Origin of the sequence: Alcaligenes sp. 13f (genome assembly GCF_020496585.1) — a bacterium.
Lineage (GTDB): Bacteria > Pseudomonadota > Gammaproteobacteria > Burkholderiales > Burkholderiaceae_B > Alcaligenes > Alcaligenes phenolicus.
In genome coordinates this window covers 90,683-114,629 of the sequence record NZ_JAHKKC010000005.1, presented here as the reverse complement: position 1 = coordinate 114,629, position 23,947 = coordinate 90,683, and the positions used below count along the sequence as shown (strand labels likewise).

Annotated in this window: 22 protein-coding genes and 2 tRNA genes; 13 read left to right on the top strand and 11 right to left on the bottom strand. The window is 56.7% G+C overall.

What is annotated here, in order from left to right:
- Positions 1-6 precede the first annotated feature (6 nt).
- From KOE80_RS05735 to KOE80_RS05715, 5 genes are read right to left on the bottom strand one after another with little or no spacing between them, the layout of a single operon-like run.
- Entirely contained in the window at positions 7-984 is a 978-nt protein-coding gene (locus tag KOE80_RS05735) for an ABC transporter permease (protein WP_226348598.1), read from the bottom strand.
- Positions 984-3,170 carry an ABC transporter substrate-binding protein gene (locus tag KOE80_RS05730; protein WP_060185705.1) on the bottom strand — a complete coding sequence of 729 codons (2,187 nt, stop codon included), beginning with the start codon at positions 3,168-3,170 and terminating at the stop codon, positions 984-986. Before KOE80_RS05730 ends, KOE80_RS05735 begins: the two co-directional genes overlap by 1 nt.
- Complete coding sequence (locus KOE80_RS05725) at positions 3,164-3,799, bottom strand: thermonuclease family protein (RefSeq protein ID WP_009457744.1); 636 nt, start codon at positions 3,797-3,799, stop codon at positions 3,164-3,166. The genes KOE80_RS05730 and KOE80_RS05725 overlap by 7 nt, the downstream gene beginning before the upstream one ends.
- Before the next feature lie 39 nt (positions 3,800-3,838).
- The gene (locus KOE80_RS05720) at positions 3,839-5,440 is read right to left on the bottom strand and encodes an acyl-CoA dehydrogenase family protein (protein WP_226348597.1); all 1,602 of its coding nucleotides are present in this window, start codon (positions 5,438-5,440) and stop codon (positions 3,839-3,841) included.
- 41 nt (positions 5,441-5,481) lie between these two features.
- On the bottom strand, positions 5,482-6,486 hold the full coding sequence (locus KOE80_RS05715) for a magnesium and cobalt transport protein CorA (protein WP_060185703.1): 1,005 nt from the start codon (positions 6,484-6,486) through the stop codon (positions 5,482-5,484).
- Positions 6,487-6,578: 92 nt separating this feature from the next.
- On the opposite strand from KOE80_RS05715, the gene KOE80_RS05710 reads away from it, so the two are divergent.
- The 7 genes from KOE80_RS05710 to KOE80_RS05680 all read left to right on the top strand — a co-directional run bounded on the left by KOE80_RS05710 (position 6,579) and on the right by KOE80_RS05680 (position 11,258).
- Positions 6,579-6,959, top strand: a complete 381-nt coding sequence (locus tag KOE80_RS05710) for a DUF423 domain-containing protein (protein WP_009457750.1) — start codon at positions 6,579-6,581, stop codon at positions 6,957-6,959.
- Positions 6,960-7,016: 57 nt separating this feature from the next.
- Positions 7,017-8,054 carry an adenosine deaminase gene (locus KOE80_RS05705; protein WP_226348596.1) on the top strand — a complete coding sequence of 346 codons (1,038 nt, stop codon included), beginning with the start codon at positions 7,017-7,019 and terminating at the stop codon, positions 8,052-8,054.
- Entirely contained in the window at positions 8,047-8,664 is a 618-nt protein-coding gene (locus KOE80_RS05700; protein ID WP_226348595.1) for a DNA-3-methyladenine glycosylase, read from the top strand. Before KOE80_RS05705 ends, KOE80_RS05700 begins: the two co-directional genes overlap by 8 nt.
- A gap of 58 nt (positions 8,665-8,722) precedes the next feature.
- Positions 8,723-9,037: an I78 family peptidase inhibitor gene (locus KOE80_RS05695; RefSeq protein WP_022983535.1), complete on the top strand. Its 315-nt coding sequence runs from the start codon at positions 8,723-8,725 to the stop codon at positions 9,035-9,037.
- Positions 9,038-9,043: 6 nt separating this feature from the next.
- A complete protein-coding gene (locus KOE80_RS05690; RefSeq protein ID WP_035270861.1) occupies positions 9,044-9,451 on the top strand; it encodes a PaaI family thioesterase in 408 nt (135 codons plus the stop codon).
- 179 nt (positions 9,452-9,630) lie between these two features.
- The gene (gene wrbA / locus KOE80_RS05685; protein ID WP_009457766.1) at positions 9,631-10,230 is read left to right on the top strand and encodes an NAD(P)H:quinone oxidoreductase; all 600 of its coding nucleotides are present in this window, start codon (positions 9,631-9,633) and stop codon (positions 10,228-10,230) included.
- A 14-nt stretch (positions 10,231-10,244) separates the two neighbouring features.
- On the top strand, positions 10,245-11,258 hold the full coding sequence (locus KOE80_RS05680) for a glutathione S-transferase family protein (protein WP_226348594.1): 1,014 nt from the start codon (positions 10,245-10,247) through the stop codon (positions 11,256-11,258).
- Here the strand turns inward: KOE80_RS05680 and KOE80_RS05675 are convergent.
- Entirely contained in the window at positions 11,252-12,421 is a 1,170-nt protein-coding gene (locus KOE80_RS05675; protein WP_009457768.1) for an alpha-hydroxy acid oxidase, read from the bottom strand. The two genes, KOE80_RS05680 and KOE80_RS05675, sit on opposite strands and share 7 nt — an antisense overlap.
- 291 nt (positions 12,422-12,712) lie before the next feature.
- Here KOE80_RS05675 and KOE80_RS05670 point away from each other — a divergent pair.
- Positions 12,713-12,789: transfer RNA gene (locus KOE80_RS05670), tRNA-Arg, on the top strand.
- 186 nt (positions 12,790-12,975) lie between these two features.
- Here KOE80_RS05670 and KOE80_RS05665 read toward each other — a convergent pair.
- Both KOE80_RS05665 and KOE80_RS05660 read right to left on the bottom strand, forming a co-directional pair.
- Entirely contained in the window at positions 12,976-13,449 is a 474-nt protein-coding gene (locus KOE80_RS05665; RefSeq protein ID WP_226348593.1) for a hypothetical protein, read from the bottom strand.
- Positions 13,450-13,770: 321 nt separating this feature from the next.
- Positions 13,771-16,041 carry a TonB-dependent siderophore receptor gene (locus tag KOE80_RS05660; protein WP_226348592.1) on the bottom strand — a complete coding sequence of 757 codons (2,271 nt, stop codon included), beginning with the start codon at positions 16,039-16,041 and terminating at the stop codon, positions 13,771-13,773.
- Positions 16,042-16,157: 116 nt separating this feature from the next.
- On the opposite strand from KOE80_RS05660, the gene KOE80_RS05655 reads away from it, so the two are divergent.
- The 4 genes from KOE80_RS05655 to KOE80_RS05640 all read left to right on the top strand — a co-directional run bounded on the left by KOE80_RS05655 (position 16,158) and on the right by KOE80_RS05640 (position 19,280).
- Positions 16,158-16,913: a response regulator transcription factor gene (locus KOE80_RS05655; protein ID WP_035270868.1), complete on the top strand. Its 756-nt coding sequence runs from the start codon at positions 16,158-16,160 to the stop codon at positions 16,911-16,913.
- A gap of 3 nt (positions 16,914-16,916) precedes the next feature.
- Entirely contained in the window at positions 16,917-18,362 is a 1,446-nt protein-coding gene (locus KOE80_RS05650; protein ID WP_226348591.1) for a sensor histidine kinase, read from the top strand.
- A 163-nt stretch (positions 18,363-18,525) separates the two neighbouring features.
- Positions 18,526-18,602: transfer RNA gene (locus KOE80_RS05645), tRNA-Arg, on the top strand.
- 342 nt (positions 18,603-18,944) lie between these two features.
- Complete coding sequence (locus KOE80_RS05640; RefSeq protein ID WP_035270874.1) at positions 18,945-19,280, top strand: hypothetical protein; 336 nt, start codon at positions 18,945-18,947, stop codon at positions 19,278-19,280.
- Between the two features lie 82 nt (positions 19,281-19,362).
- Here KOE80_RS05640 and KOE80_RS05635 read toward each other — a convergent pair whose 3' ends face one another.
- Genes KOE80_RS05635 through KOE80_RS05625 form a run of 3 tightly spaced genes read right to left on the bottom strand, consistent with a single transcriptional unit; the run spans position 19,363 to position 22,239 of the window.
- A complete protein-coding gene (locus KOE80_RS05635) occupies positions 19,363-20,799 on the bottom strand; it encodes an NAD(P)(+) transhydrogenase (Re/Si-specific) subunit beta (RefSeq protein ID WP_088450874.1) in 1,437 nt (478 codons plus the stop codon).
- Positions 20,796-21,116, bottom strand: coding sequence for an NAD(P) transhydrogenase subunit alpha (locus KOE80_RS05630; protein ID WP_009457776.1), 321 nt, complete (start codon positions 21,114-21,116; stop codon positions 20,796-20,798). Before KOE80_RS05630 ends, KOE80_RS05635 begins: the two co-directional genes overlap by 4 nt.
- 4 nt (positions 21,117-21,120) lie before the next feature.
- Entirely contained in the window at positions 21,121-22,239 is a 1,119-nt protein-coding gene (locus tag KOE80_RS05625; RefSeq protein ID WP_026484257.1) for an NAD(P) transhydrogenase subunit alpha, read from the bottom strand.
- Between the two features lie 656 nt (positions 22,240-22,895).
- Here KOE80_RS05625 and KOE80_RS05620 point away from each other — a divergent pair.
- Positions 22,896-23,945, top strand: a complete 1,050-nt coding sequence (locus tag KOE80_RS05620; protein WP_226348590.1) for an ABC transporter ATP-binding protein — start codon at positions 22,896-22,898, stop codon at positions 23,943-23,945.
- Positions 23,946-23,947 lie beyond the last annotated feature (2 nt).

Below are 23,947 nucleotides of genomic sequence, written 5' to 3'. Positions count from 1 at the left end.
GCGGGCTCAACTAAAACGAATGCGGGGGTCAACCAGGGTGTAGGAGATATCGGCCAGAATCAAACCGGCGATATAAAGCATCGATCCTAAAAACACCATGGCACGCACAATGGAGAAGTCCTGGGCATTGATGGCATCAATGGTGAAGCTGCCCAGACCCGGAATACCAAAAAAAGACTCCGAAATCAGGCTGCCCATGAACAGCAGGGGCAAAGCCGATACGGTGCCCGTCAGAATGGGCAAGAGCGCATTGGGCAAGACATGGCGGAACAAAACGGTAGATTCCGCCAGCCCCTTGGAGCGCGCCGTGCGCACATAATCACGGCTGGCCTCTTCCAGAAACAGGCTGCGATAAAAGCGCGATTCCGCCCCGATACGCGACAAAATCCCCACCAGCACCGGCAAGACCAGAAAGCGCCAGTTATCCATCCCTTCTACCCAGCCCGAAAACGGCACCCAGCGCAGCACCCGTGCAAACAGCCATTGCCCGGCAATGATGTAGAACAGGCCCGAAATGGACATCAACACGACGCACAGCACAACGGCGGAAAAATCCAGTCGGGTTCCCCGAAAGAACACCATCAGCAAGGCAAAACTGATACACACCCATAAGCCCAAAAAGAAGGTGGGCAAGGCCAGCGCCAAACTGGGCCCCATGCGTTGCTTGATCTGATAGGCAATATCCTGCCCCTGGTCGGACAAGCCAAAATCCAGGCGCAACAAAGGAACCGAGCGCTCGTAGAAAATCGTGTCGGTAAAGGTTTTGGGACCTTCCGCCTGCGCGTTATAAAACAGCGGCTTGTTATAACCGCGCTCTGCCTTCCAGTTTTCAATGGCCGTCTGACTGACGCGCTGCCCACCAATGGACAAGCGGGCCATATCGTCGGGCGTATTCACGGCAAAGAACAACACAAAGGTCAGCAGATTGACCCCTATCAGAATCAGCACGCCATACAGAATGCGCCGCAGCATATAGGAAAACATCAGTCTTTCTCCTTGCGCAGAGCCACATGGCGACGACGCGCCTGAGCCTGCGAGCGCACCACCCACACCAGAATCAAGGCCAGCAAGCCCAGCGGAATGGCGGGCCACCAGACGGGGCGGTTCCAACGATCAATGCGCTCCACACGCTGTTCGGGGTCGATTCGGTAATACTGGATGCTGTCGCGCACCATCATGGACGGCTTGGCATTGCGCACCCAGCTTTGGTAGGCTCCACCCGCATTGGGCACATAGCCAAACATCCAGGGGGCATCATGCTGGACCAGATGGATCATCTGCTGCACCACCGCCTGTTTGTCCGGGCCGTCGTTCAGAAAGCGCATTTGCTCGTACAGGCGATCAAACTCCGCGCTTTGGTAATTGGCGGCGTTCTCACCACCAAAATCCTTCTTGGCCTGGGGGCCATACAGCAAGGTGAAGAAGTTTTCGGCGTCCGGGTAGTCGGCTACCCAGCCCCACAGAAATAGCTGTGCCGCGCCACGCTTCATCTTGTCCTGAAAGCGGTTGTAATCGGTAGCGCGCACTTCCAGCTGCAAGCCTACCTGGGCCAGCTGACGGCGCATCCAGTCCACCGTGGCATCCGAGCCCATACCCATCATGGAGTCGTAATACAGAATCAAGGGCTTGCCGGTACGGCTGTCCCGTCCATCGGGATAGCCCGCCTGTCGCAGCAAATCACGCGCTTCGTCCAGACTGCGGCGTTTCACCACGCCATTGTCCTTGGTGTAGACATAAGGGTTGGCACCCTGGGGCAGCGGCTGATAGCCCGGCACGCCAGGCGGCAAAGGGCTATGCGCGGCTTCTCCTTGGTCATTCATGAAAATGGAAACGTACTGCTCCCAGTCGAACACAATGCTGATGGCCAGGCGCAGCTTGCGGTTTTTCTCGAACTGCTCGGGCGTATCGCCCTGACCGACCACCGGGTCGTGCCAGTTAAAGCCCATATAAAACAATTGCGCTTCAGGTGCCGTGCGCAATTGCAGGCCGCGCTCCTGATACAGATTGGCTTTGTCGACCGAGTCCTGCGCGGCCACTGTCATGGCGACACCGTACTCGCCCCGCTCCACCTGCGGAATGTCGTAATAGCCCTGCAGGAACTTGCCCATCAAGGGGACGCCCTCTTTTTCCAGAGAGAACACCACTTTGTCCAGAAAAGGCATGGGTTTGCCGCAATCTTCCAGTAAACCAGCAGCCTGGTCGCCGGGCTCGCCCACACAAGGGTATGGCTCCCCCCGGTAATTGGGGTTACGGCTCAGAACGTGACGACGATTGGTCAGGGATTCCGTCAGCATGAATGGGCCTGTACCCACGGGCCAGCTATCCAGTGTCAGATTGTGCTGCGCCATGCGCGGCTGGCTATAGAAACGCTCGGCCTCCCAGGCCATGGGCGCGGTAAAGGTCATGGCCAGCCAATACTTGAACTGTGGGTACTTGCCATTCACCTCGATGCGCAAGGTATGTTTATCCAGCGCTCGCACACCCGGCAAGGTGTAGGGCCGTAAATCCAGCCATTGTGGACGCGGCTCCTGCTTGTCGATACGGGCCAGTTCTTCGCTGAACTCCTTGAAGCCCCGGATGTGCTCGGCCATCACACCCAGCACAGGAGAGGCCAGGCGCGGGCTGGCCAAACGCTTGAAGGCGTAAACGTAATCGTGAGCCGTCAGCTCGCGCGAGCCGGTATGGGCGAAGTCGGCAATGCTGAAAGCATCGTTCAGGTCCGGCGCCCGCATGGGGTAATAGCGGTACTCGCCCTGCTCATCCAAGGCAAAGGCCGGATGCGGCTGAAAGCGAATGCCTTGCTTGATGGGAATATCGTAACGGCTGACTGCCACCTGTTCGCCCGGCACATCAGCAGGCAAACGATTACCCTGCTCATCAAGGTATACAGGCTCTACCAGCTCGGCCGCCGCCTTGGGAATCAGGCGGTAGGGACGGTCCAGATAGTGATAGCCGTACAGCGGCTCATAAATCGAATACGTAAACGGTGTCTCGTCACCGGAGTAGGACAAAGCCGGGTCCAGGTGATTGGGGGAGCGGGTCGTGAACGCGCTGTAGAGCGTGTTTTCTGCTGCGCTGCCTTCCTGATAAGGGCTGTTAACGGGTTTGGAGCAAGCTGCCAATCCGACGCACAACAAGGCCAGCCCCATCCGCCGCAAAGGGCTTAACATTGCCCTTGCTGCCAGCAGTCATAACGCCATTTCCATGGCGGGACAGGACTGGGCTCTGACCAGATGCCTACACCGGCTTCCTTGGCTTCGCGCTCCAGCTGATCAATACGAGGGTCGCGCAGGAAGCGGCCGCGTTTTTCACGATTGGCCATGGCCATTCCAGCCCGTACCAATTTCTGGTTGGCGGTTTCGCCATCGGCCAAAGGCACATCGCATACAGCGCGACCGTGGCGGTCGCGCTCATAGCAAGACAGGGTCAAATGTTTACCGGAAACCAAATCCGACAGGAAGCGCCGCGAGGCCACCGCAAAGGGCTGGCCGGGACGACGGCTGTCTTTGGTGGTTTCGGGAGCATCGATACTGGCCAGACGCACGCGCACCTGCCTGTTATTGCTGGGCAAAATCGTCAGCGTATCGCCGTCGGCCACCCGCACCACCCGCCCTGTCAGCTCGAAGTCTTGAGCCTGAACAGGCAAGGCCCAGACAGCCATCACAGCCGTCAAGCCAGCACAAACGGCTGTGCGCCGCGTCAAAGAAGAAAAGCCGGACAGGGAAAACACAGTCATGATGCGGACAACACTCCAGGCGGGTAGCAGAAACAAGGCTAACAAATTATAGATACTGCGCACCGCCTGTCCAGAGCAATGTCCCTAGTAGGCAGGCCTGCATCAAGACGCCTGCAGGCGGGGCCAGATGCGATGCAAATACCAGGAAGCCTGCTCCACACCTTCCAGCCCGAATACGGTAGCCGGTCCTTGTTGCAGACGATGGGTCGCGAACAGATCCGCGACGGCATCGGGAGCCACGTGGCGCATCAGGCAGGCTTGGTACAGAAGAGCCAGTTTCTGCGTCCAGACACGGCCTCCGGCCTGGGAAACTGTGCTCAACAAATCCTGTGCAACCTGACCCAATTCCGCATCATCCCCGGTACGGGCACGCAAGTCTGCCTGCAAGGCCTCCAGGACACCTTCCTGACTCAAGGCGCGCTGCACATCCAGGCACATCACATTGCCGGAGCCTTCCCAAATCGAATTGACAGGAGCTTCGCGCAGCAAGCGCGGCATGGGGCCATCCTCGATATAGCCGTTGCCGCCCCAGGTTTCCATGGCTTCGGCACACAGGGCGATGGCCCGACGGCATACCCAGAACTTGGCAGCTGGAGCCAGCACGCGTAGCACCGCCTGCGCCACGGGATCATCAGCCCGCTCCTGCAAATCCACCAGGAACAGGGCCAGATGGGTGGCCGCTTCGCTTTCCAGGCTCATATCCAGCAGTACTGCCTGCATCAAGGGCTGCTCGATCAATTGTTTGCCAAAGCAGCGTCGGTGCTGACAGTAATGCAGGGACTGCACCAAAGCCTGCCGCATCAGGGCGGCACTGCCCAGCACGCAATCAATACGGGTACGGGCCGCCATTCCGGCCAGCAGAGCAATACCGCGACCGGCTTGGCCCACGCGCCAGGCCAGTGCACCATCAAAATCAATTTCGGCACTGGCGTTGGAGCGGTTGCCCAATTTGTCTTTCAGCCTGCGTATATACCGGCGATTCAAGCCATATTCGGTATAGCGCGGCATCAGGAAACAAGAAAACTGCTCGTGCTCACGCGCCAGTACCAGATGCCCGTCCGCCTGCGGCACGGAGAAAAACCATTTGTGCCCGTAAAGACGAAACGCCTGAGCCTGGGGATGCGCTTCAGTGGTGCAGCCGCGCAGATCAGAGCCGCCCTGCATTTCCGTCATGCCCATGCCCAGCAGCACGCTGCTTTTTTCTGTCATCAACTGATCAGAAGAATCGTACTGATTGATGTCCAGCTTGGCCGCCCATTCCTGAAACGGATCAGCCTGCAATAAGGGCGCAGCGGCGCGCGTCATGGTCAAGGGACACAAGGTGCCCGCCTCAATCTGACCATGCATGTAAAAGCCCATGGCTCGTTGCAGGTGCTGGCCAGATTCGGACTGATGGGGCCAGATATGCAGGCCCTGCTCCATGCCCAGGCTCATCAATTGATGCCATGCCGGATGAAAATCCACCTGATCGACTCGTTGCCCTTGAGCAGACCAGCCTCGCCATTGCGGCGGCTGGCGATTGGCCAAGGCACCTTGTTCGCGCCAATGGGCAGAGCCCAGTTTCTGGCCATAGTCCGCCAGCGCTTGCCGGGCCTCCTGGGAGGCCAGCTTGCTTTGCCAATGTTGTAAAGCCGGATCTTCGCCAAACAGATCGTCATTCATCAAATCCGGCACCTGATTCTGTAACTGCTGTTCCAGACCCATCTCGCCTCCTTGATTCCGGCCGTCCTGCCCCGTCTCTTAATCTAGAGCCATTTGGCCTTTTTGAATTTCCAGTACAAAAATCCGCACACGCTGCCCATCAGGCCCAAGGCCAGGGGGTAGCCCAGCGTCCATTCCAGCTCGGGCATGAATTTGAAGTTCATCCCGTAAATCCCCGCCACCGCGGTCGGCACGGCCAAAATGGCCGCCCAGGCCGCCAGCTTGCGGGTAGTGTCAGTCTGCTGCATCTGCCCTATCATCAAGCCACCTTCAAAGGCGAAGGCCAGGGCTTGCCGCAGGCTGTTAATAAATTCGGAAGTGCGGGCAATGCGGTCTGCCACTTCACCGAAATATGCCCGACTTTCCGCATCCACATACGCCAGCTCGATGCGCGACAAACGACGGCTTAGCTCTGCCAATGGCGTTACCGCGTTATACACGCGCAGCAAATCGCGCCGTAAACGGTAAATACGCCGTACATCGTTTTCCTTGAAGCCCCGAATCAGAAATTGCTGTTCAATGGCCTCTACCGCCTTTTCGGTTTGTTCCAGACAAGTCTGATACTGGTCCACAATCAGATCCAGCAACTCCGAGGCGACAAAATCACTGCCCCGCTCCAGCAAGGCCGGTGTGCTTTCCAGACGGGCACGCAGCTCTAAATAGCTGCTGTTGGAACCACGCCGCACCGTCAGCAACAAGCCGTGGGCAATCAGAATCTGCGTAGTACCAAAAAGTGGGCGCAGATCTTTCAGGCCCAAGGTTACCGCCACCACAATCAGGCAATTGCTGAACTCCAGCAATTTGGGACGACGATGAGGGGCAATCAATTCTTCAACGGCATTGTCTGGCAGACCCAGTTGCGCCCCTACTTCGCGCAAGGTCGCCTCGCTGGGGTCTTTCAAACCAATCCAGATAAAGCCGTCCTTCAAGGGATTGTGTACAGGCAGGTGATGAATATCCAAAGCCTGTGCTGGCTGGCCAGACTGATAGCGATACGCGGCCACCACAACGTCTTGTGCATCAGGGGCGACCGGAGCTATTTCTTGCATGCTGTCTCCTTGCAGACAAAGCCAATTTTTTTGTTCGATAATAGCACTCGCCTCCCTCCGCGCTGCGACCGCAGCGACTTGCAAGGAACGACATGAAATCACGATCCATTCTGTGCCTGGGCACACTGATTATGGCCTTGGGCGTAGGCCTGGGCGCGTTTGGTGCCCACGCCCTGCGCGCCATGGTTGACGCTTCGGCATTGGCAACCTGGCACACGGCCGTGCTGTATCAATTGCTGCATGGTCTGGGCTTGCTGCTGATTGCCGCGTTGGGCTCGCAATTGAATGCGACCTGGCAGTCGCGCAGCGCAATTCTGATGCTGGCTGGCGTACTGATTTTCAGCGGCAGCCTGTACATTCTGGTGCTTAGCGGCGTGAAATGGCTGGGCGCGATTACCCCTATTGGCGGAGTAGCCATGATTCTGGCCTGGCTCTTTCTGGCCATTGCCGCCCTGCGTGGCAAGGACGCCTGACCCCAGGCCTTTGCCTTCGTATAATGGGGCGCATATTCTGCCTACCAGGAGCGCCCCGTGTCTGATTCCGCCTTTTCCCTACGCGAATTTACCCGCCAACTGCCCAAGGCTGAACTGCACCTTCATATCGAAGGCACGCTGAAACCGGACTTGATCTTCAAGCTGGCCCAGCGCAATCACATTACACTGCCCTATCCCGATCAGGCCAGCCTGCACGCTGCCTATCAGTTCACCGACTTGCAGTCCTTTCTGGACCTGTACTACGCCGGGGCGGGGGTTCTGATCACCGAGCAGGATTTCTTTGACATGACCTGGGCCTACTTTCTGCGCGCCCAGGCCGATGGCATTGTCCACACGGAAATCATGTTTGACCCGCAGACGCACACGGCACGCGGGATCGCCATGGAAACCGTGTTTGCCGGGATTGCCCGCGCCGCCCGCCAGGCCAGATCCGAGTTGGGGATCAGCAGCTATCTGATCTTGAGCTTCCTGCGCCACCTGAGCGAAGCCGAGGCGTTTGACACCCTGGAAGCCGCCTTGCCCTTGCGCAATCAGTATTCCGACCTGTGGATTGCCATTGGCCTGGACTCCTCGGAAAAGGGCAACCCGCCCGCCAAATTCGAGAAGGTTTATGCCCGTTGCCGAGAGCTGGGTTTCCGACTGGTCGCCCACGCGGGTGAGGAAGGCCCGGCCAGCTATGTACGCGATGCCCTTCAGCTTCTGAAAGTAGAACGCATCGACCACGGCGTGCGCAGCCAGGACGACCCGGCCCTGATGCAGTATTTGGCCGACCACGCCATTTCCTTGACAGTCTGTCCGCTGTCCAACATCAAGCTCAAGGTTTTTGATAGCCTGCACCAGCACAATCTGAAGCATTTGCTGGATCGCGGCCTGAATGTCTGCGTGAACTCGGACGACCCAGCCTATTTTGGCGGCTATCTGCTGGACAACTACCTGCAAACCGCCCAGGCCCTGAATCTGCGGGAGGCCGATTTACGCACTCTGGCAGCCAATAGCTTGCGCTCCTCCTTTTTACCCAAGGAGCAAAAGCAGGCCTGGTTGAACAAGCTGGAGCAGACTCCCGGAAATGACTGAATCCGCGCTGTACCTTCCACGTGCGTTCTTTGCCCGTGATCCGCGTTACGTTGCCCTGGAATTGCTGGGCAAAACCCTGGTTTTGAATGACGAGCGCGGGCAGCGCTGCGCCACCATTGTAGAAACCGAAGCCTATCTGGGTCCCCAGGATCAGGCCGCCCACAGCCGACGCGGTATCACCGAGCGCACGCGACTGATGTTCGGCCCGGCAGGCTACGCCTATGTGTATTTGATCTACGGCCTGCACCACTGCATGAATATCGTCAGCGGTGTTGAAGGCGATGGTACGGCGGTCTTGCTGCGGGCGGCGCAATGGACGTCGCCTGAGAATGGCCCGTCCCTGTCAGGCCCCGGACGATTGTGCAAAGGGCTGGGTATAGACAAAGCTTATAACGGTGCAGATGCCTGCGCCCCTGCCATGCATTGGCTGGACGCCCCCCCCCTGCCGCCAGAGCAAATTCTGATCAGCCCACGCATCGGCGTAGAGTACGCGGGCGCCTGGGCCAAGGCCCCCTTGCGCTACTCGATTGCCCAGCATCCCGAGGTGTCCGTCAAGCCGGGCAGAACCACCACAAAACGCAGTGTCAAAGGCCTTAAACGCCCCGCCTAGAACAGGTATTATTAATCCTTCAAGCTGAATGCTTCCCAGCTGCTTTTAAGGATTTCCCATGCGACTCTCCGTACTACTTAGCGTCCTTCCCGCCGTTTTGCTGGCTGCTTGCACGGCCACGGGCAATAGCGCGCAAACAAGTTCGACCTCTTCGTTCAGCGACTCTTCTGGTGGTCTGTGCAATGCGGACGCCTTGAATCCAGCCGGTCAAACCGCCAGCCAAAGCCAAGTTGAACGTCTGGTCAAACAGGCCGGTGCGGCAAAAGCCCGCGTCTTGGCTCCGGACCGCATGTACACCACGGACTACGACCCCACCCGTTTGAACATCCGCGTGGACGAACAAAACAAAATTACCTCTGTTTACTGCGGCTGATCCCTGATGACTCTTGAGCAAAGCCAACACTTGCTGGACACGCTATTTGCCCCTTGGGTGCAAGCCCTGAAATTGCGTGTAGAAAACATGAATGAAGACGGCGTGGTTCTACGCCTGCCTTTTTCAGATCAATTGACGCACGTGGCCGGTGTAGTCTGCGGTCAGGTGTATATGGCGGCAGCCGATACCGCCATGGTGCTGGCCGTCAGTCAAAGCCTGGGGGAGTTTCGCCCCATGACTACAGTTTCACTGAACACCAGCTTTGTACGCCCGGTTAGCCAGGGGGATGTGCTGGTACACGCCCAAGTGCTGAAGCGTGGCAAAAGCATGGTCTTTGGCGACATCAAGCTGCTGGACGAGCAAGGTCGACTGGCCGCCCACGCCACCACCACCTACGCCCTGCTGCCAGGCTGATGCTCCTCGGGACGGCCACCCGCTTTGCAAGACAGACTCTGACACAAAACAATCCGTCCATGGGTTTGGCATAGCGGGCTTGGCACGACTATCATCGTCATAGCAGCTGCGCCCCGGCTTAGCTCTGTGGCCGCTGCCCCGTCCGATTCCTTGTTGATCGCTTTTCTGGAGAAGTTCAAATGGCAAAAGTCCTGGTTCTCTATTACTCCGCCTATGGCCACGTAGAAAAAATGGCCCAAGCGGTTGCCGAAGGTGCACAAAGCGCTGGCGCAACGGTGGACATCAAGCGTGTCCCCGAACTGGTCCCGGAAGCCGTGGCCCAGAAAGCGAATTTCAAGCTGGATCAAGCCGCCCCGGTCGCCACTATTGGCGACCTGGAAAACTACGACGCCATCATTGTCGGCACCGGCACCCGTTTCGGGCGCATCAGCTCGCAAATGGCCAGTTTTCTGGATCAGGCCGGTGGCCTGTGGGCGCGCGGCGCACTCAATGGCAAGGTAGGCGGTGCCTTTACCTCTACCGCCACCCAACACGGTGGGCAGGAGCTGACGCTACTGTCCATTATTCATAACCTGATGCACTTTGGCATGATTGTGGTGGGCCTGCCTTACAGCTTTGCAGGCCAGACACTGCTGAACGAAGTCACTGGCGGCAGCCCCTACGGCGCATCCACCATTGCCGGTGGCGACGGTTCACGTCAGCCCAGCCAGAACGAGCTGGACGGCGCCCGCTACCAGGGCCGTCATATCGCTGAAATTGCAATCAAGCTGAAAGGCTAAAACGGAGTACACAGATGGGCATGATGATAGATGGACAATGGCATAGCAAAGAGCCTGTCAGCAGCACCCAGTCCGATACATTTCAACGTGCCCAGTCTGCCTTCCGGGACTGGATTACCGCCGACGGCGGCCCCGGCCCGGACGGCCAGGCAGCGCAGCCTGCCCAGGCCAATCGCTATCACCTATATGTCTCGCTGGCCTGCCCGTGGGCGCATCGCACCCTGATCATGCGTGAATTAAAGGGGCTGCAAAAGCTGATTTCAGTGTCAGTGGTGAACCCCATCATGGGCGATCAGGGCTGGACCTTTGAACCGGCGGAGGGCGTGGTGCCGGACCCAGTCATGGATGCGCAGTTCCTGCATCAGCTCTATGCCAAGGCGGACCCGCAATTCACAGGGCGCATTACCGTGCCCGTACTGTGGGACAAGCAGCGCGGCACAATCATCAATAACGAGTCGGCCGAGATCATGCGTATTTTCAATAGCGCCTTTGATACTTTGGGCGCGCGCAGCCTGGATATGGCACCTGCCGAGCTGCTGGGCGAAATCGACCAGATCAATGCCCATGTGTATGACACCGTCAATAACGGGGTCTACAAAGCAGGTTTTGCCCGCTCACAAGCCGCCTACGACACAGCAGTTCATGCCCTGTTTGACAGCCTGGACGGGCTGGAGGCTCGCCTGAGCCAGCAGCGCTACCTGACTGGCACGCAACTGACCGAGGCCGACTGGCGCTTGTTCACTACCCTGATTCGCTTTGATCCGGTCTATGTTGGCCATTTCAAATGCAATCTGCGCCGTCTGATTGATTATCCGAATCTGTGGAACTACATGCTGGAGCTGTACCAAATGCCTGGCGTGGCCAGCACGGTCAGCCTGGATCACATCAAGACCCATTACTACAGCAGTCACCGCCATCTGAACCCGACGGGCATTGTGCCGGCTGGCCCTGTACTGGATCTGAACGGGCCCCACGGACGAGGTCATTTACCCGTCCAGCCAGGGCCCTTGCATATCGGGCTTCAGTAACCGGGGCGATCAAAAATATCGGGATTGAGCAAGATGGAGCGGTCTACCTGATTGATATCGGTACGACCGCAAAACGCCATGGACACGTCCAGCTCATTCGCCATCAATTTCAGCAAACGGGCCACACCGGCCTGCCCCGCCGCACCCAAGGCATACAGGAAAGCACGGCCAATCATGGCACCTTGAGCGCCCAAGGCGCGGGCACGCAACACATCCTGACCGCTGCGAATACCACCATCGACCAGCACTTCGATCTTGTCACCTACCGCCTTGCTGATCGCAGGCAGGCAGGAAATTGAGGATGGCGCGCCATCCAGCTGACGGCCACCGTGATTGGACACGATCAAGGCATCAGCCCCGCTATCCACGGCATAACGAGCATCGTCGGCATCCATAATGCCTTTAACAATCAGCTTGCCGCCCCAGGCATTCTTGATCCACTCGATATCTTTCCAGTTCAGGCTCGGGTCGAACTGCTCGGCCGTCCAGGTAGACAAGGAGCGCAGATCCGACACCCCCTTGGCGTGGCCGACGATATTGCCAAAGCTACGACGGTGCGTGCGCAACATATTTCGGCACCAGTACGGCTTGGTCGCCAGATTCAGCAAATTAGGAATAGTCAGGCGTGGAGGCGTGGTCAAGCCATTCTTGATGTCCTTGTGACGCTGGCCCAAGACCTGCAAGTCAAGAGTCAACACCAGGGCCGAGCAGTTAGCCGCTTTGGCACGCGCAATCAGATTTTCAATAAAGCTGCGATCACGCATCACATAAAGCTGAAACCAGAACGGGGCACGGGTAGCCTGGGCCACGTCCTCCAGCGAGCACACACTCATGGTGGACAGGGTGAACGGAATACCAAAATCCCGTGCAGCCAAAGCCGCCAGCATTTCACCATCGGCGTGCTGCATGCCGGTCAGGCCGGTAGGGGCAATAGCCACGGGCATGGCCACATCCTGACCCAGAAGCTTGGTCTTCAGACTGCGATGGTCAATGTCCACGGCCACCCGCTGTTTGAATTTCAGCTTGTGAAAATCCTGCTCGTTCGCATGATACGTGCCCTGCGTCCAGGAGCCGGAGTCGGCGTAGTCATAAAACATCTTGGGCACGCGGCGTTTGGCCGCCAGGCGGAAATCTTCAGTGCAGGTAATTTTCGACAGATCCATTACATTGGGCTCCAAAACAATGGCGTAATAATGCGACTTTGTGCCCTGTGGGGCAAGTCATCCGGGGCAGACTGTTCGAAGTTTCTGTCTGGCGCGCCTAAAGGACCACCAAGACGAGCCCCCAAGACCAAAAATAAAGAGATTCACTGTTGTCCCGCTGCACGCCTTGCCATCTCTGGCTTTACAGCCTGCCCGCCGACCCCAAAAACATAAAAAAAAGACGATTTCAGTAAAATTTGTTGATATTTTGGTGACAAGTAAAAATAGCCGTGCTATATTTCTACTTCTTTAGCGGCTGTAGCTCAGTTGGATAGAGTACTTGGCTACGAACCAAGGGGTCGTGGGTTCGAATCCTGCCAGCCGCGCCATATTCAGTAAAAAAGCCATTTCTTCGGAAATGGCTTTTTTGCTTTCTGCTCTCGGACAACAAGCAGGGAAAAGACCCACTACCCCGCCAGGCACCACCCACAATAGCAATACGAGCAGACTGGAACGAAGAAATAGAATGAGCAGTAGTGGCTTTTTATGTAGACAGGAATAACTCCTGCACGGCCTTATCGCCTTTCTGACAACTCAATACCCTCACCGTCCCCAAAGCCATCATGCACCCACACCGTCACGGGGACGGCATAGCTCCATCCACCCGCTTTCCACCAGCATTCTGCAAACCACGCTTTGGTGGTGTTAGCCGCGATACTCAGCCCACCAAAGTCTTCATCCAGGAAATAGTCTTCGTGGAAGGTGTCCATCTTGTCCAAAGCCAGAGACAGTTCCAGGGCTCTACCGGGAAAGATGGAAGGGTCGCTGCTATCTACTTTATTATTTTCACCGCTGTAGTAAATCCATGCCGACGGGGTTTCCAGGCCATCTTCACCAAAAAAAATTTGCACCTGGGCATCCGCAACGCTATCTGGCACAGGCAAGGCGAACAAGGTACGTAACTCGGTAATGAGAGGCTTTGAAGCTCGTTCCAGACACCGCCTGTAACGCAGCTGAAACTGTGCCGGACTTAAGCCGAATGGGACCATACCTGTAACTCCTGGGGCTTTGAAACTGCAACTAATTGACTTGGGGCTGCGTCATCATCACGCTTGATGTTGACGCAGCCGCCACGAAGAATAATAGTTCCTCTCCCCAGTCAGCAAGCCACTCTTGCATTGGCAAGACTCTGAATGCCACTGCCCACTCCTGATCTCGGCTATAGCTCAAATCACTCAGGTACCTGGCGACGAATCGGAGACCTGGGGTCACGTCCTGCCAGATGGACTATCCCTACAAACAAATAACAGACGTGCAAAAGCGGCGCTACCTGTTAGCGCCGCTTTTTTTACAACCCAAAGCAGACGCGCTTAGAAGCGGGCTTGCACATTCACCATAAAGTTACGTGGTTCGCCATAAATCAGGCCGTTATAGAAACCGAACTCTCGATAGTATTCCTTATCGAACAGATTATTGACGCGTGCCGTCACGCTCAGATTCTTGTTCACGTCATAACGCGCCATCACGTGGGCCAGCATGTAGCCGGACTGACGAATCGGGCTGTTATCAAAACCGCCGCCCGCCAAGGGACGACCGGGCATAGGCGTGGATGTCGTGGAGCTGTCATAGCTGATACTGGTCCCCAAAGTCAGCTTGTCGGCCAGCACGTTCGGACGATACGTGGTGCTAACACGGAAGCTGTGACGCGGGTCCTGACGTGGACTGCTATTGGGACTGGAATCCACCACATTCATATAGGTGTAGCCAGCATACACATTCCAGCGATTGGTCAGTGCCCCCGCCAGTTGCAAGTCCAGGCCAGTAGATTTGATACCCGTAGCATTGGCCACATACGCCTGATCGCCGGTATCCAGTACGGTACGATCATCATCCGCCTTGGCGACGTTGGTCTGCTTGGCATGGAACACCGCTACGGTGCTGGACAAGCGATCATCCAGCCAGGAGCTCTTGATACCCGCCTCGTAGCTGGCCCCCGTAATTGGCTTGATGATATTGCCTGCCACATCGCGCTGGCTTTGCGGTTTGAACACGTCGGTATAGCTGGTGTAGAGCGTGTGATTCGGCGTGACATCAAAGGTCAGGCCTACATAGGGTGTCCATACCTTCTTGTCCAGCTCGGAGCGACGGGCGCTTTTGACATTGTCCTTGTCGTAATCGTAGGCATAGGTTTTGTAGTAGCTATAGCGCGAACCCAGAATGACTTTCAGATTGTCAGCCAGCTCCAGACGGGTGGCGATGTACGGGCCGTAATTAGTCGTCCGTGTCACACCACGCGCATCGGTACGGAAGGTTTGCGGCGCACCGTACTCATTACCATTCCAGGTCTGCCAATTGGCAGGCAGATCCAGACGGTACTGACATCCACGCGCTGGCACATGACCATCAATATGGCAGTTCCCCAAGGCTCCGCTGAACTGATAGGAAGTCTCCTCTGAGCGCTGGCCGTTAAAGCCCAGAATCAGCTCATGCTCGCGACCTAATAGTTTGAATGGCCCGGTGACATTCAAGGAGAAGGCATGCTGCGTGCCCTCGCTCTCCGAATGCAGGCTGTTCAAATACGCCAGACCCGTTTCTCTATCAAACAGGCCCCATTTGGAACCGGCGCTATTGGCTTTCAACACCCCAAAGCTGTTGATGCTTTCCAGGTCGCTATAGCTGTAGTTGGCGTCGGCATGCCAGCCACCGCCCAGGTTCTGCTCCAGGTTTGCAAACCAGGTGTGATTCTTGCGCTGGGTGTAGCTCCAGTCCGCAACCGGGTGATAGCTGCGATCGAAATCCGTACGAGTGCCGTCCGAGAACCAGATAGGCACGTTCGTGCCCCAGGATGTGCCCTTGTGCTTTTTATAGGTGTACTCGTAACCCGCCGTCACGCTGGTGTCGGGCGAGAAATCGTAGGTCATGGTGGCCAGCAGGCCAAAGCTCCTGGGGTTCTCATTGTCGCGGAAGGTATGGCTGTCATCCCCGCTAAGCACCAGACGCGCCCGCAAATCCCCATCTTTGCTCAGGGGAGTATTGATATCCCCCATCAGGCGTCGTTTGCGCCAGCTACCCAGCTCGACATTGCCTTGCAAGCCAAATTCCCGGTACGCCTTTTTACGGGACAGGGAAATACTGGCCGACGGATCACCCGTACCGCCCAGCAAGCCGTTGGCCCCGCGCAAGACGCTGACGTCTTCGTACAGGTCCATATTCACCGCCCCGCCTATACCGGAAAAACCGGACTCGCCATTGAACTCCAGGCCATCAATCTTGTAGTTATTGATGTTGAAGCCACGCGCCCGGTAGGTTGTACGCGAGCCAATATCCACCTCATTGACACTGATACCCGACACCGAGGTCAAGGCATCGTCCAGCGACTGAATGTTTTGATCCTCCATTTGCTGGCGCGTAATGTTGGTGATGGCCTGCGGCGTATCTTTTTCTTCCATGCGCAGCCCGGTCGAGCTTTTGCTGTAAATCTTTTGGTAACTGTCTTCGGGCTCTGCCTGCTCGTGCCCCTTGACCGTAATGGGCTTGAGCATGGCGGGCGCATCTTGTGCCCAGGCTGCCTGCCCGCTCAGGGCAAGAAGAATCAAGGCCGCAAGAGGCTTGAGTGGTGGACGGGATGAAGGGAACGGCAAAACATGACTCCTGTTTAATAATGAGAACAATTCTTGTTCGCCGTAAGATTAGCGTGTATGGTTTCAGGCGATGTTTCGCCTTATGTTCCCGCCCAATCGCAATGTAATGGTATGTAATGACAGGTTTTTCCAGCCCCCAACGCCGTGTATTAATCATTGAAGATGATGTAGAACTTGCCGAGCTGACCGCCCAGGAATTGAGCTTTGGCGGATTCACCACGTACATCGCCGAAAGCGGTGCTCAAGCGTTTGAACTGCTCAAGCGCCACCCGATTTCTCTGGTCTTGCTGGACCTGATGCTGCCCGGCGAGGATGGCCTGGAACTGTGCAAACAATTGCGCGGCATCGACGATCCTCCAGCCATCATCATGGTGACAGCCCGTAATGAACTGGCCGACAAGGTGGCGGGTCTGGAGCTGGGCGCGGATGATTACGTGGTCAAACCCTTTGAATCCAGAGAACTATTGGCACGCTGCAAGGCGGTGATTCGGCGCCATGCAGCTCCACAGGCCCAGGCAGAAACCGCCATCGCGGATGCTCCGCCCTCGCGCTATCACTTTCTGGGCTGGCAGCTGGACCTGAATGCACGCCAGTTGTATTCGCCCCAAGGCGTCACCATCTCCCTGCCCAATTCAGACTTCCATGTGCTGCTGTCCTTGCTGGAAGCCCCCAATAAAGTACTGTCACGCGCCCTGCTGCTGCGCCGCGCCTTTGGCCGCAATCTGAACTACGAAGACAGGGCTATTGATGTGTGCATCAGCCGTATCCGCCATTACATAGAAAAGGATCGTTCCAAGCCGGAGATCGTGCGCACCGTCCGCAACGAGGGCTACATCCTGTACATAGACCCGCAATCCCTGCACGCTGAATAAAGCATGGCTGTTTCACCCTCAAGCACGTGGCCGGAGAAACTGCGCCGTACCTTCTGTTTTTTCTATCCCGAACGATTACGCAGCAAGATCACTCTGGTCGTTGTCGTGGGGCTGCTGGTGGCCCAGATTCTGACCGGCACCATGTGGTCGCAAATGCGCCGGCAGGTCTTGATAGAAACCCCGGCCCGTATTGCTGCCGTGCGTTTTTCAGACTGGTATCTATATGCCGAGTCCCAGCTGGCCCATGGCGCGGACATTGACCCCAGCCTTCTGTCAGGCGTATCCGCCACACGCGTCAGCGCAGATCTGCCACTGGATTACCAGTCCAATATGGGGGAAGACTTTGGGCTGTTCTTTGAAAAAGTCATTCAAGAGCGCACCGGAGCCTGCAAGAATTTTCATCTGCTGTCGGTGAACAAGGCCAGACCTACGGACAAGGAGGCGGGCATTCCTTTGCTGGACGCCTTTTCGCGCGAACTGAATCTGGTGGATGTGTCTTTCTCCGCCGTATTCAAGCTGTCCAATGGCCAGCACTGGCGACTGCATGTGGTGGAAAACCAGGGCTGGAGTTCCATCGGCAATCTGCAATTCACCTACGACTATTTCCTGCGCATCTATTTCTTCCGCCTGATTCTGGTGGTCATCGCCCTGACCCTGTGCCTGAACTTCATTTTTCGGCCACTGAAAAAGCTGGAAAAAAGCGTGCTGGAAATGGATGTGAACCGTAATCAGGAAAAGATACAGCTGGGTGGCTCCAAAGAGTTCAAGCGGCTGGGCGTGGCCTTTAACAATATGGTGGAGCGCGTACAAAAACATATTGAAGAACGCGCCTATTTCTTCTCGGCCGTATCCCATGATTTGCGCACACCCATCACACGCCTGAAGCTGCGCGTACAGAAAGTGCAGGACGAGGCCTTGCGCCTGAGCCTGAAGCGGGATGTGGAACAGCTCAATGAACTGGTCAACTCCACGCTGGAACTGATGAGCTTTCAGACCTCTGACGAAGCCTTTGCCGAAGTCGATCTTGCCGCCCTGCTGACGGCAGTCAGCGTGAACCGTCAGGACCTGGGAGAAAGCATCGCGCTGGCAGAACTGGAGCCAGCCATTTTGAACATACAGATTCAGCGCTTTCGCCGTTGCCTTGAAAACCTGATCTCCAATGGCTTGCGCTACGGGCAGCACGTATACATCTCCGCACAGAAAGCAGCGACGGAATACATCATTACCGTGGCCGACGAGGGCCCCGGCATTCCTCTGGACGAGCAAGCCAAGGTCCTGCGCCCTTACTACCGCCTGGAGACCTCCCGCAATCGCTCCACCGGGGGCTATGGTTTGGGCTTGAGTATTTGCGATGAAGCCCTGCGCGCCCATGGTGGACGGCTGGAGTTTGGACACCAGGAACAGCGCTTTTGTGTACGCATCCATTTGCCCTTGCAGCCAGCAGGATAAAGACATTACAAAGTGCCGGGTTAAATCTGCGCCGCAAGTGGCTCTGCCACCTCTTCAAGCCTGATTCTTGGTACTTTCCCAAACTATTTTGCATTTATTTCTAGAAAAATGCTTTTTAGGCTTGTCATTCAGATAAATAGTCTGCTATAGTTTCACTTCTTTAGCGGCTGTAGCTCAGTTGGATAGAGTACTTGGCTACGAACCAAGGGGTCGTGAGTTCGAATCTTGCCAGCCGCGCCATATTCAAGTTGATTTCTTTACCGAGATCAGCGACCAGAGTTAGAACTCGTGGGGTCAAACCCAATGGATGAGACTCTGAAAAGATCAGCCCTGATGACATCGTCATCAGGGCTTTTTCTTTGCCTGCTGCTTTTACCCTGCATACCGCCGCTTACCTGCAAACAGATCAAAACTCCACGACTGCAGACCGGGCACAATGTCTGTTGCACTTTCCTGCCCCTGCGGCCTCAACCGTAAAGGGACAAGCGGTGTAAAGTAGCGACTTCCGCCCAGACAGAGCCTGCCTGCTCTTGTTAGACCACAGCGTCTGCGCGGACCTCTTCTTAATCGACAGGATTGACCATGTTTGAGCGCACAAAACTTCTTTTGCCTTTAGCGGCCCTCCTTCTGGCCAGCGCCAATAGCTACGCCCAGGATAGCGGCCCTGCCATTCAGCTGGCGCAAATGGGCGGAGCCATGCACGCTGCCGCCGAAGTTTGCGGTGACTACAGCCAGACCCAGCTTGATGAGATGAAAAAACAGCAGAAGTCTTCCATTCAAAGCATGGGCCTGAACGACGAGGACTTTGATAAAGCCTTTGAGCAAGGCCTGGACCGTGGCCGTCAGGATCTGCAAAAAGCCACTGCCGAGCAGCGCAAGCAGATGTGCGAGCAATTGCGCTCCGGCCCCAAGTTCTAAATTCGCTCTACTCAACAAGAAAGCGCTCTGGCCCGCAAGGAACCAGAGCGCTTTTTACTGCCAGCGCGAAGACGGACTCGTCTTACAGCGCTTTGACCATATCTTCGATGGTCTTTTTGGCATCGCCAAACACCATCATGGTCTTGTCCATATAGAACAGCTCGTTATCCAGACCAGCATAACCAGCAGCCATGGAGCGCTTGTTCACGATCACGGTTCGGGCTTTGTAGGCTTCCAGAATCGGCATGCCCGCAATCGGCGAAGCCGGATCGTTCTTGGCGGCCGGGTTGACCACGTCGTTGGCCCCCAACACCAGCACCACATCGGTCTGAGCAAACTCGCTATTGATGTCGTCCATTTCAAAGACCTGCTCGTAAGGCATTTCGGCCTCGGCCAGCAAGACGTTCATATGGCCAGGCATACGACCGGCGACCGGGTGAATGGCGTAGCGCACATTCACACCCTGGCTGGTCAGCTTGTCCGACAGCTCTTTCAAGGCGTGTTGAGCACGGGCCACGGCCAAACCATAACCAGGCACAATCACCACGGACTCGGCATTGCTCATCATGAACGCGGCATCTTCAGCACTGCCGGATTTCACCGAACGATTGCCCTGATCTGCACCACCCGCAGCCGCTTCCGGATTGGCACCAAAACCGCCCAGAATCACGTTGAAGAAGGCGCGGTTCATGGCCTTGCACATGATGTAAGACAGAATCGCACCGGAGGAACCCACCAGCGAACCGGCAATGATCAGCATGGAGTTGTTCAGGGAAAAACCAATCCCTGCTGCCGCCCAACCCGAATAGCTGTTCAGCATGGACACCACCACGGGCATGTCTGCCCCGCCAATCGGGATGATCAGCATCACGCCCAGCAGGAAGGACAAGGCCAGCAGCACGCCAAAGGCCCACCATGCTTGCGTCATCACAAAAACCACGCCGCAAGCCAGGGCCAACAGCCCCAGCAGCAGGTTCAGCATGTGCTGACCTTTGAAGGTAACGGGTGCGCCCTGGAACAGTCGGAACTTGTACTTGCCCGACAGCTTGCCAAACGCAATGACCGAACCGGAGAAGGTAATGGCACCGACCAGCGCGCCCAAAGCCAGCTCCACACGGTTACCCATGGGCAGAGCCACCTCGGCCGAACCAATCCCGAAGGCCACCGGCTCCAGCACCACGGCAATCGCAATGGCTACCGCAGCCAGACCAATCATGCTGTGCATGAAGGCCACCAGTTCCGGCATCTTGGTCATCTCGACACGGCGTGCCATGACGGTGCCCAGCACGCCACCAATCACCAGACCAATCAGAACCCGCAGCAGGCCAGAGAGCTCTTTGCCTTCAGGAGCGAGGCTATAAATCAGCACGGCTGTGGTCGCAATGGCCAAGGCCATCCCCACCATGCCGAACAGATTGCCACGACGCGAACTGGCTGGATGCGACAAGCCTTTCAGGGCCTGAATGAAACACACCGAGGCCAGCAAATAGCACAAGGTAACGGTATTCATGGAAATCATGACTGCCCTTCCTTGGGCGTATTTTTAGCGCCCTTCTTTTTGAACATTTCCAACATGCGGCGGGTTACCAGGAAACCACCAAACACGTTTACCGAAGCCAGCGCGGTGGCAATAATGCCCATCGCCTGCGCCCAAGGGCTTTCGGTCAGGGCCGCTGCCAGCATCCCACCCACAATAATGATGGCCGAAATCGCGTTGGTCACCGCCATCAAGGGCGTGTGCAAAGCGGGCGTTACTGTCCAGACCACGTGGTAACCCACGTAAATGGCCAGCACAAAGATGATCAGGTTAATGACCAGGGGAGAAATAATATCCATGGCGTCAGGCTCCCTGCTGTGGAAAGAGTCGTTTGCCACCCTGTACAACACGGCTGGCATTCACAATGTCGTCGTCCGCAGGGATATGCAGCTCGTCAGACTGATCCTTGAGCATCAAGCCCAGGAACTGTTGAATATTGCGTGCATACAAGGCAGACGCATCCGCAGCCACACGGGCCGGGAAGTTGGTCTCGCCCACCAGGGTCACGCCATATTTCTCCACAATCTGGTCGGCTTCGGTCAAGGCGCAGTTGCCGCCACGGGCCGCAGCCAGATCAACAATGACCGAACCTGCCCGCATGGACTGCACCACTTCCTCGGCAATCAGACGCGGGGCGGGCCGCCCCGGAATCAAGGCCGTAGTAATGATGACGTCGGCCTGGGCGCAACGCGCCGCCACCACCGCCGCCTGCCGTTGCAACCAGGAAGCGGGCATGGGACGGGCATAACCGCCTACCCCTTGTGCCGCTTCGCGCTCTTCGTCGGTCTCGTAGGGCACATCAATAAACTTGCCGCCCAGGGACTCGATCTGCTCACGCGCGGCAGGACGCACATCAGAGGCTTCTACCACCGCCCCCAGACGACGTGCCGTGGCAATCGCCTGCAAACCGGCCACACCCGCGCCCAGCACCACGACACGGGCCGCTTTGACGGTACCCGCCGCGGTCATCATCATGGGAAAGAACCGGGGATATAAGGTGGCTGCTTTCAGCACAGCGGCATAACCCGCGATATTGGCCTGCGAGGACAGAACGTCCATGCTTTGCGCCCGCGTGGTACGCGGGATCAGCTCCAGGGCGAACGCCTGGCAGCCCGAAGAAGCCAGCCTGTCCAGACCCTGACTCTCGTAAGGGTCCAGCATACCGACGACCACATGCTCGGCACGCAAACGTGCCGAATCGACATCAGCCGGGCCCACTACCAGCAGCACGGTGGCTTGATAGGGATCTCCTATCGTTGCCCCTGCTGCCTCGTAATCGGCATCCGAGCTGGCAATCCCCTGTCCGGCACCCGCCTCGATAATCACATCATGGCCCGCCTTGCGGTAAGCCTTGATGGTATCGGGCGTGGCCGCTACCCTCTTTTCCCCGGTCCCCCGGGGGCTTAGTACACCCAGTCGCATCTTCAATCTCCAGTTAATTAACTAACTTCTACGATCTCTGACGACGTGCAGTACCCGGATGGGTGAGTCTGTCACCACGTGGACACGACCCAACAACCTCTCCGGCCCGGTGTGTGTTTGCCCTCAACACCGGAACACCATCTATAAATTCGGATGTGCAAAAAACAGGCCAGGTGAAGACCGGCCTGAACAGGATAGAAACCTACCCTTTAGTGTCCCTCTCCCACTCCTGCCCCTTGCAGGAAACTGTCATTCTTTTTGAACTCACTATAAGGGCCTTTATTTGACACAAGAAACCCCGACCCGCACTAGACCGCTTTAGACGAAAAAGCAAGACACATTACTACCACCTGATTATCGCAATATGATGCCTGTTCGACGGGATTTTTTTTGCTTGCCCACTGGGTAACACTGAGTAGATCAGCCTTTGCTACGGACTTAGACGCCTGATAATTAAAACTACAAGCATTGGCCTGCTGCTAAGATAGCAACTTCCTATAAAACTTGTCACTAACTTGTAATTAATGTTCGTGTTCACGCCCCGGTGATGTTTGCGTCGCTACTGGCCGCTGAACCACTTCTTTTCAAAGCCTAGGCAACCGCCCCCTTGATACGCGGTTTACCTGCACTACTCAGTCCCAGGCTGATCTATCCCCATGGCAGACATCCACATCGATCACGTAGTGAAACGCTACGGCAGCAATACCATCATCAATGAACTGAGCCTGCAAATCCGGCATGGCGAGTTCTTCACTTTATTAGGGCCCAGCGGCTGCGGCAAAACAACCTTGCTGCGCATGATTGCCGGTTTCATCATCCCCGATGAAGGCCGCCTGTTTCTGGACAAGGAAGACATTACCTACCTGCCCGCGCACAAGCGCGAGACCGGCATGGTGTTCCAGGACTATGCACTGTTCCCCGATAAAACCGTGTTTGACAATGTGGCTTACGGCTTGCGGGTACGCAAAGTCAGCAGCAGCGAGATCAAGAAAAAAGTCGCCTACATTCTGGAGCGTGTGGAACTGGGTGGCATGGGCGAGCGTTACCCGGCTGAGCTGTCCGGAGGCCAACGCCAGCGTGTAGCCCTGGCCCGCGCCCTGGTGATCGAACCCCGTGTTCTGCTGATGGATGAACCTTTGTCCAACCTGGATGCCAAGCTGCGTATTCAAATGCGCCAGGTCATCCGCGAATTGCAGCAGGAATCCAATATCACGGCTATTTTCGTGACGCATGATCAGGAAGAAGCCCTGTCCATGTCGGACCGTATTGCCTTGCTGCGTCAGGGCCGTATCGACCAGCTCGATACCCCCGAAGCCATGTACTCCACACCACGCACTGCCTATGCTGCCGACTTTATTGGTGCGGCCAACCTGATCGACACCCTGGGCGTGCATGTGGAAGCTGATCACACCACCGTCAGCATTGCCGGTGGACACATCATGGTGAACAACCCGCCGCCTGCCGGCCAGGTAATGCTGGCAGTACGCCCTGAAAACATCACTTTGCATACCGAAGCCCAGGCTAGCAGCATTCCGGCCCAGGTTGTGGCTCGCCAATATCTGGGAACCAAAACGGCCTACAGCCTGAAACTGAGCGATGGTAAGCAAATTATTGCCGACGTTGCCGCTGCCCAGGACCCGCATCTGTCTGCAGGTGCTTCGGTGAACCTGAGCTTTAGCCCTGAATGTCGTCTGGTCGAGGCGTAAGA